Source organism: Roseovarius roseus (genome assembly GCF_043355935.2).
GTDB classification, from domain to species: Bacteria; Pseudomonadota; Alphaproteobacteria; order Rhodobacterales; family Rhodobacteraceae; genus Roseovarius; species Roseovarius roseus.
Map to the genome: position 1 here is coordinate 254,933 of NZ_JBHFPE020000003.1, position 15,532 is coordinate 270,464.

Sequence of the window (15,532 nt, forward strand, 5' to 3'; positions counted from 1 at the left end):
CATGCATCAAGTGCATTGATCCGGCAAACGAAACTTGCAATGCTCCGCCGCGTATTGACGATGCGCCGCGCCCGGCCCACTACTGTCGGCAAAGCCGGCGCAACCAGCCTGCGTGACCAACATGAGGACATCCCGATGAAAGCCTTCTTCGACGAGCGCCAGCTGCGCCACGCGCCCAAGATCTATTTCCGCCGCGGCGCGGCCATGCCCCATCAGGAACAGCCCCAACGCGCCGAGATCCTGCGCGAAATGCTGCTCGGCGAAGGCTTTGAAATCAGCAAGCCGCGCGATCACGGGCTGGACCCGGTCAAGGCGGTGCACAATCCAGATTACGTCGATTTCCTGCCCACCGCCCATGCCCGTTTCGTCGAAAGCGCGGGTCCCGACGCACTGGCCATCCCCACGATGCATCCCGGCCTTCGCCGCGGGAAAGAGCCCAAGGATATCCACGGCCAGCTGGGCTGGTGGATGACCGACACCTCGACCCCCCTCACAGAGGGAACGTGGGAGGCCGTCTATTGGTCCGCCCAGACCGCCATTTCCGCCGCCGAGGATGTGCTGGCAGGCGCGCGCAGTTCCTATGCGCTGTGCCGTCCGCCGGGGCACCATGCGATGCGCGACTGCTCGAACGGGTTCTGCTTTTTCAACAACGCTTGCGTCGTCGCCAACCATCTGACTTCCAAATATAAAAAGGTCGCCCTGATCGACGTCGACGTGCATACTGGCAACGGCTCGCTCGATATCTTGTACGAGCGCGGCGATATCTTCTTTTGCTCGCTGCATCCCGACCCCACGACATACCCCACCTTCTTCCTCGGCCATGCGGACGAGACCGGCGAGGGCGACGGCGAGGGCACGTCCCTCAACCTCCTGCTGGAGCAGGGGGCCAGCGAGGACGATGTGCTGGCGGCGCTCGACAAGGGCATCAAGGCGATCACCGATTTCGGCGCCGAGGCGCTGGTCGTCTCGCTGGGTTTCGACATGGCTGCGGATGATCCGCTGGCCGCCGTGCAGGTTTATCCCAAGGGCTTTGCCGAAATGGCCCGCCGCCTCGCCGCGCTGAACGTGCCGACCGTGCTGGTGCAGGAAGGCGGATATCTGGGCCCGTCGCTGGCTGACAACGCCAAGGCCTTCATCACCACATTCCGCGAGGCAACGGCATGAGCGATGCACCCAAGGAGATGAACGGCGCCGAAAGCGTCGTGCGCAGCCTGCATGCGGCGGGCGTCGACACCTGTTTTGCCAATCCTGGCACGTCAGAGATGCAATTCGTCGATGCGCTGGACCGCACCAAGCTGATGCATTGCGTGCTGGGCCTCTTCGAGGGGGTCGTGACCGGCGCCGCGGATGGCTATGCCCGCATGGCGCGCAAGCCTGCCGTGACGCTGCTGCATCTGGCGCCGGGCTTTGCCAATGCGGCGGCCAATTTGCACAACGCCAGGAAGGCGCGTGTGCCGATGGTCAACCTCGTTGGCGATCACGCGCTGCGGCACCGCCAGTATGACGCGCCTTTGTCTGCCGATGTCGAAGGGGCCTGCGCGCCCTTCAGCGACTGGGTGAAATCAGGCGAGGATGCGGGCAGCTTCGCACGCGACGCGATGGAGGCGCTGCGCGTCGCCAAGGGCAAGCCCGGGCGCATCGCCTCGCTGGTCGCGCCCGCCGATATCGGCTGGGATGAGGGCGGTAAGATGGCGCCCGAACTAACGCCCGATGGCCCTGCGCCCCTAGACGAGGCGCGGCTGGACGAGGCGGTCCAGATGCTGGCACCCGGCGGCAAGACCGTCCTCCTCGTGGGCAATTCAGTGCTGGAGGATCCCGCCACGCTCAAACTGCTGCAAGGCATTGGCGAAAAGACCGGCGCGACCATCCTTGCCCCCACCTCCTCCCGCCGGATCGAGCGGGGACAAGGCCGCGCGCCGCTGCCTAAAATCCCCTACCCGATCGACGAGGCGATCGCCTGCCTCGCCCCCTACGACCGCGCGATCCTGATCGAGACGCTGCCCCCCGTCGCCTTCTTTGCCTATCCGGGCAAGCCGAGCCTTCTGCTGCCTGAAAACTGCGCGCAGGTGACTCTGGCAGGTGTCGATGGCGATGGGCAGGCCGCCGTGTCGGCACTGGCAGACCGCGTCGGGGCAAAGCCCGGCACGGGCAGCAGCCCGGCTCTTGCTGCGCGGCCTCAATCCGGCGCGATCACGCTCGATAATCTCGGCGCCGCACTGGCCAACGCCCTGCCCGAAGATGCGATCATCATCGACGAGGCCGTCTCCTCCGGCGGCGCGACCTTCCCGGCTGGCGACATGGCGCGCCCGAACTCCTGGCTTGCGCTCACCGGCGGCTCCATCGGCATCGGCATTCCCCTTTCGGCGGGCGCGGCCATCGCGTGTCCCGACCGGCCGGTCATCACGCTGCAGGCCGACGGCTCGGCCATGTATACCATCCAGGGCCTCTGGACGCAGGCGCGCGAAGGGTCGAACGTCACGACGATCATCCTCGCCAATCAAAGCTACGCCATCCTCAAGAATGAGCTGCACAATGTGGGTGCCCAGCCCGGCGAGGACGCGCTGAACATGCTGAACCTCGACCGCCCTCATCTGGACTTTGTTGCGATGGCCAAGGGCATGGGCGTGCCCGGCCGCCGGGTCGAGGATGTTGCCGAGCTGATGCGCGCCATCGAGGACGCCGCCAAGGAACCCAGCCCCTACCTGATCGAAGCGATGCTCTAACCCGAAAAGGACACGGAAATGACACTGGATGCAGACCTGCGGAAACGCATCATCAAGGCGGTCGAGGATGGCTTTGACGCCCAGACCGCTTTCACCCAGAAACTGGTGCAGAACCCGTCGGTCCGCGGGCACGAGCACAGCATTCAGGACCTGCTCTACCGCGAGCTTCAGACACGCGGCTATGTCATGGACCGTTTCGACATGGACCGCACTGCAATCGAGGCGCATCCCGGCGGCTCGAAATTCTCGGACGAGCATTCGGATGCGCCCATCGTCGTCGGCATCCACCGCCCGCGCGAGGAAAAGGGGCGCTCTCTGATCCTGCAATCGCATCTCGACGTGGTGCCCGAAGGGCTGCACGACATGTGGTCCGATGCGCCCTTTTCCGGCAAGATCGAGGGCGACTGGATGTATGGCCGCGGCTCGGGCGATATGAAGGCCGGCGCCGCCGCCAACCTCTTTGCGCTCGACGCGCTGCGCAGCCTCGGGCTTCAGCCCGCGGCGACGGTCTATGTGCAATCGGTCGTCGAGGAGGAATCTACAGGGAACGGCGCGCTTCAGACCTTCCTGCAAGGCTACACCGCCGACGCCGCTTTCATCCCCGAGCCGGAAGAGGAAATGCTGGTGCGCGCCAATCTGGGCGTGCTGTGGTTCCAGGTGCAGGTGCGCGGCGTGCCCGTCCATGTGCGCGAAATGGGCGAGGGCGCCAACGCCATCGACGCCGCCTACCGCATTGTCGCCGCCCTGCGCGAGATCGAAGAAGAGTGGAACGCGGACAAGAAAGGCCGCCCCCATTTCGAGGATGAGGCGCATCCTATCAACCTCAATATCGGCAAGATCGAGGGCGGCGACTGGGCCTCCTCGGTGCCGTCATGGTGCAACGTCGATTGCCGCATCGGCATCTATCCGGGCGTCAGCGCCGAGGACGCGGCGCGCGAGATCAACGAGCGCGTCAAGGCCTTCTCGGATGCCGACAGCTTCCTCGCCAACAACCCGCCCAAGGTCGTCTTCAACGGCTTCTACGCCGAGGGCTATGTGCTGGACGAGGGCAGCGAGGCCGAAGCCGTGCTGGGCCGCGCGCATGAGGCCGCCATCGGCGCGCCGATGCAGTCCTTCATGACGGCGGGCTATCTCGATAACCGCGTCTATGCGCTCTACAACCAGATCCCGTCGCTCTGCTACGGTCCAAAATCGCGCAACATTCACGGCATCGACGAATGCGTCAGCCTTTCCTCGGTCAAGAAGATCACCACCACCATGGCGCTCTTCATTGCGGAATGGTGCGGCGTCGAGGCGATCGAGGGTTGATGACGCGCGCGACGGGCCTCCCCAGCTTCAGCACCCCGCCCGAGGCGCCACCCGCCTTGGCGGACCTGCTGGCCCATGATGCGCCCGAGATATCGCTGGAGATGGCCGCAGATCTGGCGCGTGATCTTTACGGCATATCAGGCTCTATACGGCCGCTCAGTGCCGAAAAGGATGCAAATTTCCACATCCGCCTCGACACTGGCGAGGAGGCGCTGCTGAAGGTCACGAACGCGGTCGAGGATCGCGGCGTGACCGAGATGCAGACCGCCGCGCTGATGCATTTGGCTGCGGTCGACCCGACCCTTCCGGTGCAACGCATCTGCCAGACGCTCACCGGCGCGCCGTCGGCCCTCATCACCGGGCCGAGTGGCGATGCGCATGTCGTGCGCCTGATGAGCTTTCTGAGCGGTACGGTCCTCAGCAGTGCAACGCCCGCGCCGGAACTCTACCCGGCTTTGGGCGCGCTGCTGGCGCGACTGACGCTGGGCCTGCGCGGATTATTTCATCCGGCGGCGGGCCATGTCTTGCAATGGGATATCAAGCAAGCGCACCGCCTGCGCCCGATGCTGGACGCGGTCGAGGATGGCGCCCTGCACGCGCGCCTGACGGCGACCATCGACCATTTCGACGCCGAGATTGCGCCGAGCCTGACAACGCTCCGCGCCCAGGTGGTGCATAACGACTTCAACCCGCATAACCTTTTGGTCGACGGCCCTCAGGCCACACGCGCCACCGGCATCATCGATTTCGGCGACATGGTGCACACGCCCGTTGCCTGCGATCTGGCGGTCGCCTGCTCTTACCAGGTGGCGGAAGGCGCGCAGCCGATGGAGCGGATTGCCCAGATGATCACCGGCTACACCTCCCTCATGCCGCTGGAGCGCAAAGAGCTGGAGTTGCTGCCCCACCTCATGCGCCTGCGCCACGCGACGACGCTGACCATCGGCGCATGGCGCGCGCGGCGGTATCCCGCCAATGCCGAATACATCCTGCGCAACACCGCCGCCTCGCTGCGCGGTCTCGACACGATCGACCGCATTGGCATACCCGCCGCACGTGCCGCCATCCTGGACGCTGCTACCGAAAAGGCCGCCCCATGAGCATGGTCAACGCATTCGACGCCTCGGCCTCCGACCATCTTGACCCCGAGGACCGCGCCCTGATTGAACGGCGCGCACGCGTGCTCGGCCCCGCCTATCGCCTCTTCTACGAAGAGCCGCTGCATCTGGTGCGCGGCGAGGGCGCGTGGGTCTGGGACAAGACCGGAAACAAGTATCTGGATGCCTATAACAACGTGGCCTCGCTGGGCCATTGCCACCCGCATGTGGTGCAGGCGATCAGCGCTCAGCTGGGCGTGCTGAACACCCATACCCGCTACCTGCACGAGGGCGTGGTCAGCTATGCCGAGAGGCTGTTGGCGACCATGCCCGATGCGCTAGGCCATGTGATGTTCACTTGCACCGGCTCGGAGGCCAATGATCTGGCCCTGCGCATCGCGCGCAGCTACACGCGGCGGCAAGGCGTGATTGTCACGCGGCTGGCCTATCACGGCCTCAGCGAATCGGTGTCCGAGCTGTCGCCATCGCTGGGGGATTTCGTCACGCGCGGCCCGCGGGTTCGCCTGATCGATGCGCCCAACGCGCTGACCGTCCCGCCCGCGCAGCAAGGCGCAAGGTTGGCCGCCGATCTGGGCCGCGCCATCACCGAGATGCGCGCTGACGGGATCGAGCCTGCGGCCTTCATCGTCGATACGGTTTTCTCCAGCGACGGCCTCTACCCCGATCCGGCGGGATTTCTGAAACCGGCCGTCGATCTCATACGCGCCGAGGGCGGCCTCTTCATCGCGGACGAGGTGCAGCCGGGATTTGCGCGCACCGGCGATGCCTTCTGGGGTTTCCAGCGCCATGGGCTGATCCCGGACATGGTGACGATGGGCAAACCGATGGGCAACGGGTTTCCCGTCTCGGGGACGGCGATGCAGCCGCATCTGGTGGCCGAGTTCGGTGAAAAGGCGCGCTACTTCAACACATTCGGCGGTAACCCGGTGGCCGCGGCCGCAGGGATGGCCGTGCTGGACGTGATCGAAAGCGAAGGCCTTCAGGAAAACGCCCGCCATGTTGGCGCGCATCTGAAAGAAGGGCTGCGCGACATCGCCGCCGCGCGCAACGATATCGGCGATGTTCGCGGCGCTGGCCTCTTTCTGGCGGTCGAATGCGTCACCGATACGGACAGCAACGCAGCGGACGCCGGGCGCGCGCAGTTTGTCGTCAATCATCTGCGCCGGAACGGTGTGCTGATCAGCGCAACGGGGCCGGGCGCGAATATTCTCAAGATCCGCCCGCCGCTGATCCTGTCGCAGCAGGAGGCGGATCACTTCATTGGCGCCGTCAGGGCCGCATTCGCCGCGATCTGAGCCTCCGCGCCAGCTCGGAAACGTCGGCTCCCCGCTAGTGAGGCGCCACCCTATTTGGGCCGCGCAAAGGCAGCGTGGGTATAGCCGACGAATTCCTCGAACATCGACATCGGCGTGGGCCAGGGCGGGGTCAGCTCGGCCTCGACGCTGCCGATATCCAATTTCAGATCCGCGCCATGCTTGCGGACCAGGGTGCGCATCCGCATGTTTTCGCGCAGACACTGCATGTTGATCGTCTTGATCCCGCGATTCCGAGCGGCGGTGATCAAACACTGCAGCAGACCGTCGCCGATCCCGCCATCCTGCCACGCCAGCTCGACCGATAGGGCCGCCTCGGCACTACGTGGCCAGCGGCCCAGCGTACCGCGCAACTCCGCTATCCCGCGCAACTCATCGTCTGGGAAGGCCCCGAATACGACAGAATCGCCAGAGAATATCTTGTCGACATACTCCCTCAGATACGCGTCGCCCACGATACCGCCAAACCGAAGTCTGCGCGTCTCGGGATCAAGCCTTTGGAAATGCTGAATAAGTTTTGCCTGATCAGATTTCCAGAGCCGCCGTGTCGCGGCCCGGAAACGGGTGGGTGTATCACTCATAGTCTCGGACCTCATGTTCTGACCGGACCTGCCGGCAGCGCTGATGTCCTCCCCGAGCGCATATCTAATGCTGCGATGCAGCGTCGTCCAGTGTCCGAGGGTGAAGAGGTGCAAGGCGAATTTGAAATATTCGGCCGAGTTGTCCCGCACAGAGCAGATGCCGAGCGCTTTGAAACTCGGTCTGTTCAGGGGAATTCTGCGGTTCGGTAAGGGCGAGCCCTGCGAGCGCAGGAACACAGGGGCAGTATAGTCAAAAGATCGTGACGACCGCTTAAGGTTGCGCAATCACGAAGGCTGGGCAAGCCTGCAAGGCTATCGAAATCGACTACTAAAAAGGAAGTTTGGTGGAGCCTAGGGGGATCGAACCCCTGACCTCCTGCATGCCATGCAGGCGCTCTCCCAGCTGAGCTAAGGCCCCGATGCGACCCAACCGGGCCGCTTGGCGCTGATTAAGCAAAGCGCCGGGCGGGATCAAGCGAAAAAATCCGGCCCGGCGTTGCGGTATCAGCTGTCGTCGTCATCCGATGCGACATCGGCGATCTCGTCCAGCGAGACATCCTCGTCTTCATCGTCCTCGAGCACATCGTCGCCCAGATCGACGTCGACGTCGTCATCATCGTCCAGCACCGCGTCGTCGTCGGTGTTGGCCTCTTTCATCTTCTTCGTCTCGGCATCCTCTGCGTCAGCCTTGATCGACCGGCTCTTGCCGGTGTTCAGTTCGACGACTTCGCCCGTGTAGGGGCTGACGATCGGATCCTTGTTCAGGTCGTAAAAGCGCTGGCCCGTCGTCGGGCACAGGCGCTTGACGCCCCATTCTTCCTTGGGCATGGGTCATCCCTTTCAAATATGGTGCCTTGCATGCGGTCTGCGCCACCTGCCATAACGGTGCAAAGGTGTCAAAGCCTTTAAGACAGGCACCCGCAGCGATATTCAGGCATATGGGCGAGCATATCCTTCCCGGCAACCCCCCGATCGCAGTAACGCTGCGCCGGTCGTCGCGCGCGCGGCGCATCTCCTTGCGTGTCTCGGGCGTGGATGGGCGCGTCACGCTGACCCTGCCCCGGGGCCTATCCGAACGCGAGGCGCTGGACTTCGCGCGCTCAAAGCAGGATTGGCTGCAAGGCCATTTGGAGAGCCGCGCCCCCGAGGTTCCGGCCCTGCCCGGTGCGCTAATCCCCGTCGAAGGGCAGATCTTTCAGATCGAGGCCGGAGGGGGGCGGCGCGTAGTCATAGAGGGCGATCGGCTGATCGTTCCGGGCGGTCAGCCGGCGCGCTTGCAGGCGTGGCTGAAAACGCTGGCACGGGACAGGCTGGCGGCAGCATCGGACCGGTATTCCGCCGCCTTGGGGCGCCCCTATGGCAAGCTGACCCTGCGCGACACACGCTCGCGCTGGGGGTCATGCTCGTCCTCGGCGGGGCTCAGCTATTCCTGGCGGCTGATCATGGCGCCGCCCGAGGTGCTGGATTATGTCGCCGCGCATGAGGTCGCGCATCTTGAGCAGATGAACCACTCCGCCGCCTTCTGGGATGCGGTTGCGCGCCTGATGCCGGATTACGCCGCGCATCGCCAATGGCTGCGCCGGCATGGGACGGACCTGCATCGCTATCGCTTCGATTGACGGCGGCTGAATTTGTGATCACAAGTGATTCATGTTTATGAATCCTCGTCCCGATCCCGTTCCCGCCGCCCATGACCGCGTCTATCGCGGGCTGCGCACGCGCATCATGCACGGGCAGATCCCACCGGGGCAGGCGCTGACATTACGCGGCATCGGCAAGGAGTTCGATGTCTCGATGACCCCCGCCCGCGAAGCGCTGCGCCGTCTTGTCGCCGAAGGCGCGCTGACGCTCAGCCAATCGGGCCGCGTGTCGACCCCCGAACTCAGCAATGACCGAATCGAGGAGTTGGCAGCGCTCCGCTCGCTTCTGGAGGTCGAGCTGGCGAGCCGCGCCCTGCCTCGCGCGCATATTGCTCTGATCGACCGCCTGACCACGATCAACGGCGCGATTGCCGAGGATATCGCCCGTCACGATGCCGTCGCCTATATCCGCCGCAATCTGGAATTTCACCGCACGCTATACCTGCGCGCACAGGCGCCCGCGATGCTGGCAATGGCCGAGACGGTCTGGCTGCAACTGGGGCCGACCATGCGCAAACTCTACGGTAAACTGCGCCAGAAGGAACCGCCCCCCTATCACCGCCTCATTATCGGCGCGCTGAAGGCGGGGGACGAGCCTGCGCTGCGCCTTGCCGTGCGCTCGGACGTGACGCAAGGGCTGAGAATGCTGGCGGGTTAGGCCGCCAGCCCCTTGCTTCCCATGTTCAGGTATTTCTGGCGGCGGTCCTGCACCAGCGCTTTCGGGCTCTTGCCGTCCAGCTCTTTCAGCATCTCGCCTAGCGCGGCGCGGACATTTTCCATCGCCTGCTTGGGATTGCGATGCGCGCCGCCCATCGGCTCGTCGATCAGGCGGTCGGCGACGCCCAGCTTGATGAGGTCCTGCGCGGTCAGGCGCAGCGCCTCGGCGGCCTCGCGCATCTTCTCGGCATCCTTCCACAGGATCGACGCGCAGCCCTCGGGCGAAATGACCGAGTAGACGGAATGCTCCAACATCGCGACGCGATTGGCGCTGGCAAAGGCGACGGCCCCGCCCGATCCGCCCTCGCCGATGACGACGCTGACCAGCGGCACACCGATTTGCAGGCATTTCTCGGTCGCGCGGGCGATCGCCTCGGACTGGCCGCGCTCTTCGGCGCCCTTGCCGGGATAGGCGCCTGGCGTGTCGACCAGCGTGATAACCGGCAGGTCGAACTTGTGCGCCATCTCCATCAGGCGGATCGCCTTGCGATACCCCTCAGGGCGGGCCATGCCGAAATTCCGCTCGATCCGGGATTTGGTGTCATTGCCCTTCTCGTGGCCGATCACCATGACGGGGCGGTCATCCAGCCGCGCGAGGCCGCCCATGACGGCATGGTCATCGGCAAAATTGCGATCCCCGGCCAAGGGCGTGTATTCGGTAAACAGCGCCTTGATGTAGTCCGTGCAATGAGGCCGCTCGGGGTGGCGCGCGACCTGGCATTTGCGCCAGGGCGTCAGATCCTTGTAGAGGTCGCGCAGCATGTTGGCGGCCTTCTTGTCCAGCGCGGCGGCCTCTTCCTCGACATCGACGCCCTCACCGGCGCGGGCCATCGCCCTGAGCTCTTCGGCCTTGCCTTCGATTTCGGCGAGGGGTTTTTCAAAGTCGAGATACTGGGTCATTGCGCGGCTCCGCTTGGTGCCTGCGTTATATGGCTGGCCACTGTGCGAAATGCAATCAGCTTGCCATGTCCAGCGCCGCGCGCAGCGCCGTCTCGGGCGAGGTCAGCACCGGAAGGCCGAGGCCGGGCAGCAGCGGCGCGGCCCCGGCCATCGACGCCTGCGCCAGCACCACGCAGGCCGCCCTCGGCGCAGATGCCATGTTTTCGCGAATGCCCGAGGCGATGACGGCGTGAAACGGCGCGATCTGACCCGCCTCGAACAGCGGCCAGAACTGGGCAAGCGACAGCGCATGCACCTTCGCCCTGTGCCCGCGCGCCTCCAGCGCCGCGTCCAGAAGGGCCGCCGACGGGGTCAGCGTGCTCTGCAGACAATAGGCCATAACGATATCTCCACCCGTCTCCTCGGCAATGCGCGCGGCCTCGTCCATCATCGGCGCGTCGATGCGGATCGCGCCCAGCGCGCCCGCAACCGGGCCAAGCGTGGTGCAACTGCACAGGACGGGCCCATGGGCGGCACTAAGCGCCTCGGCAATTTCAGCCTCAAGAGGCGCCTCGATCCCGCCCTGCGCCCGCGCCAGCCAATCGGGCCGGACGACGTGGTGCAACAAGACACCTGGCGCGATCCGCGCCGCGATGGCGTCGAACGTGGCGCGGTGCACCTCGGCGGTGTGCAGCAAGGTCAGCGGCATACGGGCTCTCTCTACTGAGGCATCAGCACGGGTATCAACGTCGCCACCAGAAGCGCGGCCATCGTCCAGTTGAACGCGCGCAGCCGCCCCGGCGTGCCGAGAAACCGGCGCATCTGCTGGCCCAGCGCGGTCCAGCTGGTCGTGCTGATGGACGAAACCGCGCAATAGGCCCCCGCGACCCACAGGATCGCCGAAGGCTCGCGACCGCCCGCATAGAGCGTGATGGCCGACAGCGCCATGAACCATGCCTTGGGGTTGACCCACTGAAAGGCGGCGGCCTGCAGGAAGGTCAGCGGCTTGCCCGCCTCCTCCGCGCCGGCCTGCCGGGGCGGGGCGGCATTGGCGATCTTCCACGCCAGAAACAGCAGATAGGCGACACTGATCACCGTCAGCACGGTCTGCACGATGGGAAACGCCTCGAACACGCGAATGATGCCGACGCCTACCAGCAGGGTCAGCACCGGCATGCCGACCCCGATACCGACCATATGCGGGACCGTCCGGCGAAAACCGAAATTGGCCCCCGAGGCCATCAGCATCAGGTTGTTCGGGCCGGGGGTGATCACCCCGACAAAGCAAAAGGCGACCAGCGCCATGAGAATATCCAATGTCATGCGCGCAACTTTATGCAGGAACGAGTGCAATGTAATTGCGTTTGTTTGCACAAAGCCGAAACTTCTGCAACTATCCAGCGTCATGGACAAGATCAACGAGCGCATATTGCAAGAATTGGAACGAGATGGCCGGATCAGCAACATTCAGCTGGCCGAGCGCTGCGGCCTGTCGCCCAGCGCCTGCCTGCGCCGCGTACAGGATCTGGAGCGGCGCGGCGTCATCGCGGGCTATCGCGCGGTGCTGAACCGCAGCGCGATGGGCGTCGGCTTCGTCGCCTATGCCACGGTCGGTCTCAACAGTCACACCAAGGCCAGCCAGGAGGCGTTCGAGCGTGCCATGTCCGCCGCGCCCGAAGTGGTCGAATGCCACAACATCACCGGCTCGGTCGAATATCTGTTGCGGATCGAGGTGGCCGACCTGCCCAGCTACAAGACCTTTCACACCGACGTCATCGGCGTACTGCCGCAGGTCAATGCCATCACCTCCTATGTCGTGATGGGCTCGCCCAAGGATGCGCGCGCCTGATGGCTTCCCAATGCGCTGGCCGCGGGGTATGTCCCTGCCCATGAAAACAATGCCCGACATCTACGCCGACAAGGTCAATTCCGGCGCGCTGACTGCCGATCCGGCGCAGGAGCGCGTCCTGCCCGAGTTCGAGCGCATCCGCGCCGCCTTGGCCGAGCCGCAGTCCAAGGGCTGGTTTCGCAAGGCGCCCGAGCCACCCAAGGGCCTCTATATGTGGGGCGGCGTCGGGCGCGGCAAATCCATGCTGATGGACATGTTCGCCAGCTCATTGGAGGTGCCGAACCGCCGGGTGCATTTTCACGCCTTCATGCAGGAAATCCACGCTGGCATCCATGCGGCGCGGCAGGAAGGCAAGGAGGACGCGGTGGCCCCGGTGGCGGAAAAGGTGGCGCAGGATGTCCGCCTTCTGGCCTTCGACGAGATGCAGATCACCGACATCACCGATGCGATGATCGTGGGGCGGCTCTTTCAGGCGCTTTTCGATGCGGGCGTCGTGGTGGTGACCACATCCAACCGCGTGCCCGATGATCTCTACAAGAACGGGCTGAACCGCCAACTCTTTTTGCCCTTTATCGGCCTGATCAAGGAGCGCATGGTGGTGCATGAGCTGACATCGCCCAATGATTACCGGCAGGACCGCATCGCCGGCAGCCCCACCTACTTCACTCCCAACAACGCCGAGGCGCGCGCCAAGATCGAGGAGGTCTGGCAGAACCTGACTGAAGGCAAGGCGCAGCCGCATACCCTGACCGTGCAGAAACGCGAGCTGGACATCCCCGCCTTTCACAACGGCGTCGCGCGGGCCACGTTCTATCACCTTTGCGGGCGCGCGCTGGGCGCGGCCGACTACCTTGCGCTGGCCGAGGCCGCCCGCGTTCTGGTGCTGGAGGATATCCCCCTGCTCAGCCGCCAGAACTTCAACGAGGCAAAACGCTTTGTCACGCTGATCGACGCGCTTTACGAGGCGAAGGTGCGCCTGATCTGCTCGGCCGCGGCAACGCCCGAATATCTCTATGTCGAAGGCGAGGGCAGTTTCGAGTTCGAGCGCACCGCCAGCCGCCTGCGCGAGATGCAGTCCGAGGGCTGGGGCGCGGCCTGAGGCGGGGCCGAACCATGGCAACCGCCAGTCGCCGCCACCCCCTTTCAAAATTTGCGCCAAAGGCTATATAGACGGCCTGAGTTACACGACCCGCCCTATCGATGAGCGCAGCAGACACATGGACCGTATGGACCTCATGACATCGCAGCAATGGACAATGGCCGACGACGATGACAGCACCGACAGCTCGGTCGTGGTCGCCACGCGGCCCAAGACCAAGCGCCCGCCGCTCTACAAGGTGTTGCTGCTGAATGATGACTACACGCCGATGGAATTCGTGGTTGCGGTGCTTGAGCGTTTCTTTGGCCTCAGCAGCGCGCAGTCCTTTGAGATCATGCTGACCGTTCACAAGAAGGGTGTGGCCGTTGTCGGCGTCTACAGCCACGAGATTGCGGAAACCAAGGTGGCGCAGGTCATGGATTTCGCGCGCAAGCACCAGCATCCCCTGCAATGCACGATGGAACGGGAATAAACATCATGACAGGCATCCGATTGTCACTGGCGCTGCAGGGCGGCGGCCTGTCCCTGCCAGACGGCGCGCGCATCGCGGTCTTCGCGCCCACCCCCGATAGCGATCTGTCGGACCTGCCGCAGGGCCTCTGTCACGTTATCACCGGCACCAAGCCTGACAGCGATCACTTTGCCGCGCTGGGCTATACCTGCAATACCGCGCCCGAGGGACGTTATGGCGCCTCGCTGGTCTGCCTGCCCCGCGCCAAGGACCGCGCCCGCGCCCTGATCGCGCAGGCCGCAGATGTGACCGATGGTCCGGTGATCGTCGATGGCATGAAGACCGATGGAATCGAATCGGCCATGAAGGCGTGCCGCAAACAGGCCGATGGCGTGTCCGGCCCGATCAACAAGGCGCATGGCAAGCTCTTCTGGATGGACCCCGCGCCCGAACTGGCCGGCTGGCGGGCGGGCGAGCCAAGCGAGATCGAAGAGGGCTATGTCACCGCGCCAGGCGTCTTTTCCGCCGACGGGATCGATCCGGCTTCCCGTGCGCTGGCTGACGCGTTGCCTGACACGCTGGGCGCACATGTGATCGATTTGGGCGCAGGCTGGGGATACCTTACCCACCGCGCGCTGGAGCGCGAGAGCATCAAGCTGATCGACGTCGTCGAAGCCGACCACGCCGCATTGGGCTGCGCCCGTATCAACGTGGCCGATCCCCGCGCGCGCTTTCACTGGGAGGATGCGCTGCGCTGGCGCCCCGAAACGGGCGCCGATACGGTTTTGATGAACCCCCCCTTTCACACCGCGCGCAAGGCCGATCCCGCCTTGGGACGTGGCTTTATCGCCGCGGCGGCCGAAATGCTGAAACCCTCTGGCCAGCTGTGGATGGTCGCCAATCGCCATCTGCCCTATGAACAGACCCTCGCAGGCCTCTTTGCCGATGTCTCCGAAGCGCCGGGAGGCGACACACGGTTCAAGCTGCTGCACGCCCGCCGCCCCATGCGCAAGAAGCGCTAGCCGCACACCCCTCACAAGGACAGTTTCACAATGTCATTTTCGATCTCCGGAAAGACGGCCATCGTCACGGGCGGGGCCAACGGCATCGGCCTCGCTATTGGCCGGCACTTGGCCGACAAGGGCGCGAATGTCATGTTCGCAGATATGGACGAAGAGGCCCTGATCGAACAGTTGGGCAATCTCGAGGATGACGGCCCCATCCGCTATTTCGCGGGCGATCTGCGCGAGAAGCTGACCCTTGCCAATCTGCTCTCGGCCACGATCGACGCGTTCGACTCGGTCGATATTCTGGTCAACGCCTCGCGGCAGGTGGTCACGTCCGATCCGCTGAACCCCGACGACGACGCCGTCGAGCTGCTGCTGGAGCAGAACCTCATCACCGCGCTGCGCCTTAGTCAGCTCGTGGCCAAACGCATGATCAAGCAGTCCGAGGGCGAGGAAGACCCTGCTGGCGGCGTGATCATCAACCTGTCATCCATCGCGACCTGCCGCGCGCATCCCGATCTGCTGGCCTATGGCATATCCTCGGCCGCCATCGATCAGATGACGCGCTCGATGGCCATAACGCTGGCGCCGCACAGGATTCGCGTCAACGCGCTTGCCTTCGGGTCGGTGATGAGCCGGTCCTTGCAGGAAACGCTCAAGGATCACGGCGATTACCGCAGCGATATCGAAGAACACACGCCGCTGGGCCGGATCGCCGCCTGCAGCGAGTTGGTCGAGGCGGTGCAGTTCCTTGCCAGTGATGGCGCGGGCTTCATGACCGGCCAGATCGTCACGCTGGACGGGGGCCGGTCGCTGGTCGATCCGGTCTCGGCACCTGCCCACTGAC

At 64.6% G+C, this 15,532-nt stretch carries 17 protein-coding genes and 1 tRNA gene; 12 read left to right on the plus strand and 6 right to left on the minus strand.

Features of this window, described 5'->3' with window-relative positions:
- Positions 1-39: 39 nt before the first annotated feature.
- The 5 genes from ACEWPL_RS07540 to ACEWPL_RS07560 are packed head-to-tail and all read left to right on the plus strand — an operon-like array spanning position 40 to position 6,444.
- Positions 40-1,164, plus strand: a complete 1,125-nt coding sequence (locus ACEWPL_RS07540) for a histone deacetylase family protein (RefSeq protein WP_393933065.1) — start codon at positions 40-42, stop codon at positions 1,162-1,164.
- Positions 1,161-2,723: an acetolactate synthase large subunit gene (locus ACEWPL_RS07545; protein ID WP_393933067.1), complete on the plus strand. Its 1,563-nt coding sequence runs from the start codon at positions 1,161-1,163 to the stop codon at positions 2,721-2,723. Before ACEWPL_RS07540 ends, ACEWPL_RS07545 begins: the two co-directional genes overlap by 4 nt.
- A gap of 18 nt (positions 2,724-2,741) precedes the next feature.
- Positions 2,742-4,031, plus strand: coding sequence for an ArgE/DapE family deacylase (locus ACEWPL_RS07550; RefSeq protein WP_393933069.1), 1,290 nt, complete (start codon positions 2,742-2,744; stop codon positions 4,029-4,031).
- Positions 4,031-5,131 carry a phosphotransferase gene (locus ACEWPL_RS07555; protein WP_393933071.1) on the plus strand — a complete coding sequence of 367 codons (1,101 nt, stop codon included), beginning with the start codon at positions 4,031-4,033 and terminating at the stop codon, positions 5,129-5,131. The genes ACEWPL_RS07550 and ACEWPL_RS07555 overlap by 1 nt, the downstream gene beginning before the upstream one ends.
- Complete coding sequence (locus tag ACEWPL_RS07560) at positions 5,128-6,444, plus strand: aspartate aminotransferase family protein (protein ID WP_393933073.1); 1,317 nt, start codon at positions 5,128-5,130, stop codon at positions 6,442-6,444. Before ACEWPL_RS07555 ends, ACEWPL_RS07560 begins: the two co-directional genes overlap by 4 nt.
- 50 nt (positions 6,445-6,494) lie before the next feature.
- On the opposite strand, the gene ACEWPL_RS07565 is transcribed toward ACEWPL_RS07560, so the two are convergent.
- From ACEWPL_RS07565 to ACEWPL_RS07575, 3 genes are all read right to left on the minus strand, one after another.
- Positions 6,495-7,043, minus strand: coding sequence for a GNAT family N-acetyltransferase (locus ACEWPL_RS07565; RefSeq protein ID WP_393933075.1), 549 nt, complete (start codon positions 7,041-7,043; stop codon positions 6,495-6,497).
- A gap of 342 nt (positions 7,044-7,385) precedes the next feature.
- A tRNA-Ala gene (locus ACEWPL_RS07570) sits at positions 7,386-7,461 on the minus strand.
- Between the two features lie 86 nt (positions 7,462-7,547).
- Entirely contained in the window at positions 7,548-7,871 is a 324-nt protein-coding gene (locus tag ACEWPL_RS07575) for a TIGR02300 family protein (RefSeq protein WP_393933077.1), read from the minus strand.
- A gap of 110 nt (positions 7,872-7,981) precedes the next feature.
- Between ACEWPL_RS07575 and ACEWPL_RS07580 the strand changes: the two genes are divergently transcribed.
- Together ACEWPL_RS07580 and ACEWPL_RS07585 are read left to right on the plus strand one after the other, a co-directional pair.
- Positions 7,982-8,662: a M48 family metallopeptidase gene (locus ACEWPL_RS07580; RefSeq protein WP_393933079.1), complete on the plus strand. Its 681-nt coding sequence runs from the start codon at positions 7,982-7,984 to the stop codon at positions 8,660-8,662.
- 31 nt (positions 8,663-8,693) lie between these two features.
- Entirely contained in the window at positions 8,694-9,341 is a 648-nt protein-coding gene (locus ACEWPL_RS07585) for a GntR family transcriptional regulator (protein WP_393933081.1), read from the plus strand.
- On the opposite strand, the gene ACEWPL_RS07590 is transcribed toward ACEWPL_RS07585, so the two are convergent.
- The 3 genes from ACEWPL_RS07590 to ACEWPL_RS07600 are packed head-to-tail and all read right to left on the minus strand — an operon-like array spanning position 9,338 to position 11,602.
- Positions 9,338-10,300 (minus strand): acetyl-CoA carboxylase carboxyltransferase subunit alpha, encoded by a 963-nt coding sequence (locus tag ACEWPL_RS07590; protein WP_393933083.1) that lies wholly within the window; start codon positions 10,298-10,300, stop codon positions 9,338-9,340. The two genes, ACEWPL_RS07585 and ACEWPL_RS07590, sit on opposite strands and share 4 nt — an antisense overlap.
- Positions 10,301-10,355: 55 nt before the next feature.
- Positions 10,356-10,988 (minus strand): hypothetical protein, encoded by a 633-nt coding sequence (locus tag ACEWPL_RS07595; RefSeq protein WP_393933085.1) that lies wholly within the window; start codon positions 10,986-10,988, stop codon positions 10,356-10,358.
- Between the two features lie 11 nt (positions 10,989-10,999).
- Complete coding sequence (locus ACEWPL_RS07600) at positions 11,000-11,602, minus strand: LysE family translocator (RefSeq protein WP_393933087.1); 603 nt, start codon at positions 11,600-11,602, stop codon at positions 11,000-11,002.
- A gap of 82 nt (positions 11,603-11,684) precedes the next feature.
- Here ACEWPL_RS07600 and ACEWPL_RS07605 point away from each other — a divergent pair, with 82 nt between their 5' ends.
- The 5 genes from ACEWPL_RS07605 (at position 11,685) to ACEWPL_RS07625 (ending at position 15,531) form a co-directional block, all read left to right on the plus strand.
- Positions 11,685-12,128, plus strand: a complete 444-nt coding sequence (locus ACEWPL_RS07605; RefSeq protein WP_393933089.1) for an Lrp/AsnC family transcriptional regulator — start codon at positions 11,685-11,687, stop codon at positions 12,126-12,128.
- A 40-nt stretch (positions 12,129-12,168) separates the two neighbouring features.
- Positions 12,169-13,227, plus strand: a complete 1,059-nt coding sequence (zapE, locus tag ACEWPL_RS07610; RefSeq protein WP_393933091.1) for a cell division protein ZapE — start codon at positions 12,169-12,171, stop codon at positions 13,225-13,227.
- A 136-nt stretch (positions 13,228-13,363) separates the two neighbouring features.
- Complete coding sequence (gene clpS, locus ACEWPL_RS07615) at positions 13,364-13,699, plus strand: ATP-dependent Clp protease adapter ClpS (RefSeq protein WP_393933359.1); 336 nt, start codon at positions 13,364-13,366, stop codon at positions 13,697-13,699.
- A gap of 5 nt (positions 13,700-13,704) precedes the next feature.
- Entirely contained in the window at positions 13,705-14,700 is a 996-nt protein-coding gene (locus ACEWPL_RS07620; protein WP_393933093.1) for a class I SAM-dependent methyltransferase, read from the plus strand.
- A gap of 30 nt (positions 14,701-14,730) precedes the next feature.
- The gene (locus tag ACEWPL_RS07625; protein ID WP_393933095.1) at positions 14,731-15,531 is read left to right on the plus strand and encodes an SDR family NAD(P)-dependent oxidoreductase; all 801 of its coding nucleotides are present in this window, start codon (positions 14,731-14,733) and stop codon (positions 15,529-15,531) included.
- Position 15,532 lies beyond the last annotated feature (1 nt).

What these genes read in the sequence shown, in the direction of transcription:
- ACEWPL_RS07625 (WP_393933095.1), top strand. Translation starts at nt 14,731, where the DNA reads ATGTCATTTTCGATCTCCGGAAAGACGGCCATCGTCACGGGCGGGGCC.
- ACEWPL_RS07620 (WP_393933093.1), top strand. Translation starts at nt 13,705, where the DNA reads ATGACAGGCATCCGATTGTCACTGGCGCTGCAGGGCGGCGGCCTGTCC.
- ACEWPL_RS07555 (WP_393933071.1), top strand. Translation starts at nt 4,031, where the DNA reads ATGACGCGCGCGACGGGCCTCCCCAGCTTCAGCACCCCGCCCGAGGCG.
- zapE (WP_393933091.1), top strand. Translation starts at nt 12,169, where the DNA reads ATGAAAACAATGCCCGACATCTACGCCGACAAGGTCAATTCCGGCGCG.
- ACEWPL_RS07560 (WP_393933073.1), top strand. Translation starts at nt 5,128, where the DNA reads ATGAGCATGGTCAACGCATTCGACGCCTCGGCCTCCGACCATCTTGAC.
- ACEWPL_RS07605 (WP_393933089.1), top strand. Translation starts at nt 11,685, where the DNA reads ATGGACAAGATCAACGAGCGCATATTGCAAGAATTGGAACGAGATGGC.
- ACEWPL_RS07585 (WP_393933081.1), top strand. Translation starts at nt 8,694, where the DNA reads ATGTTTATGAATCCTCGTCCCGATCCCGTTCCCGCCGCCCATGACCGC.
- ACEWPL_RS07545 (WP_393933067.1), top strand. Translation starts at nt 1,161, where the DNA reads ATGAGCGATGCACCCAAGGAGATGAACGGCGCCGAAAGCGTCGTGCGC.
- ACEWPL_RS07590 (WP_393933083.1), bottom strand. Translation starts at nt 10,300, where the DNA reads ATGACCCAGTATCTCGACTTTGAAAAACCCCTCGCCGAAATCGAAGGC.
- ACEWPL_RS07540 (WP_393933065.1), top strand. Translation starts at nt 40, where the DNA reads ATGCTCCGCCGCGTATTGACGATGCGCCGCGCCCGGCCCACTACTGTC.
- ACEWPL_RS07575 (WP_393933077.1), bottom strand. Translation starts at nt 7,871, where the DNA reads ATGCCCAAGGAAGAATGGGGCGTCAAGCGCCTGTGCCCGACGACGGGC.
- ACEWPL_RS07600 (WP_393933087.1), bottom strand. Translation starts at nt 11,602, where the DNA reads ATGACATTGGATATTCTCATGGCGCTGGTCGCCTTTTGCTTTGTCGGG.
- clpS (WP_393933359.1), top strand. Translation starts at nt 13,364, where the DNA reads ATGACATCGCAGCAATGGACAATGGCCGACGACGATGACAGCACCGAC.
- ACEWPL_RS07580 (WP_393933079.1), top strand. Translation starts at nt 7,982, where the DNA reads ATGGGCGAGCATATCCTTCCCGGCAACCCCCCGATCGCAGTAACGCTG.
- ACEWPL_RS07595 (WP_393933085.1), bottom strand. Translation starts at nt 10,988, where the DNA reads ATGCCGCTGACCTTGCTGCACACCGCCGAGGTGCACCGCGCCACGTTC.
- ACEWPL_RS07565 (WP_393933075.1), bottom strand. Translation starts at nt 7,043, where the DNA reads ATGAGTGATACACCCACCCGTTTCCGGGCCGCGACACGGCGGCTCTGG.
- ACEWPL_RS07550 (WP_393933069.1), top strand. Translation starts at nt 2,742, where the DNA reads ATGACACTGGATGCAGACCTGCGGAAACGCATCATCAAGGCGGTCGAG.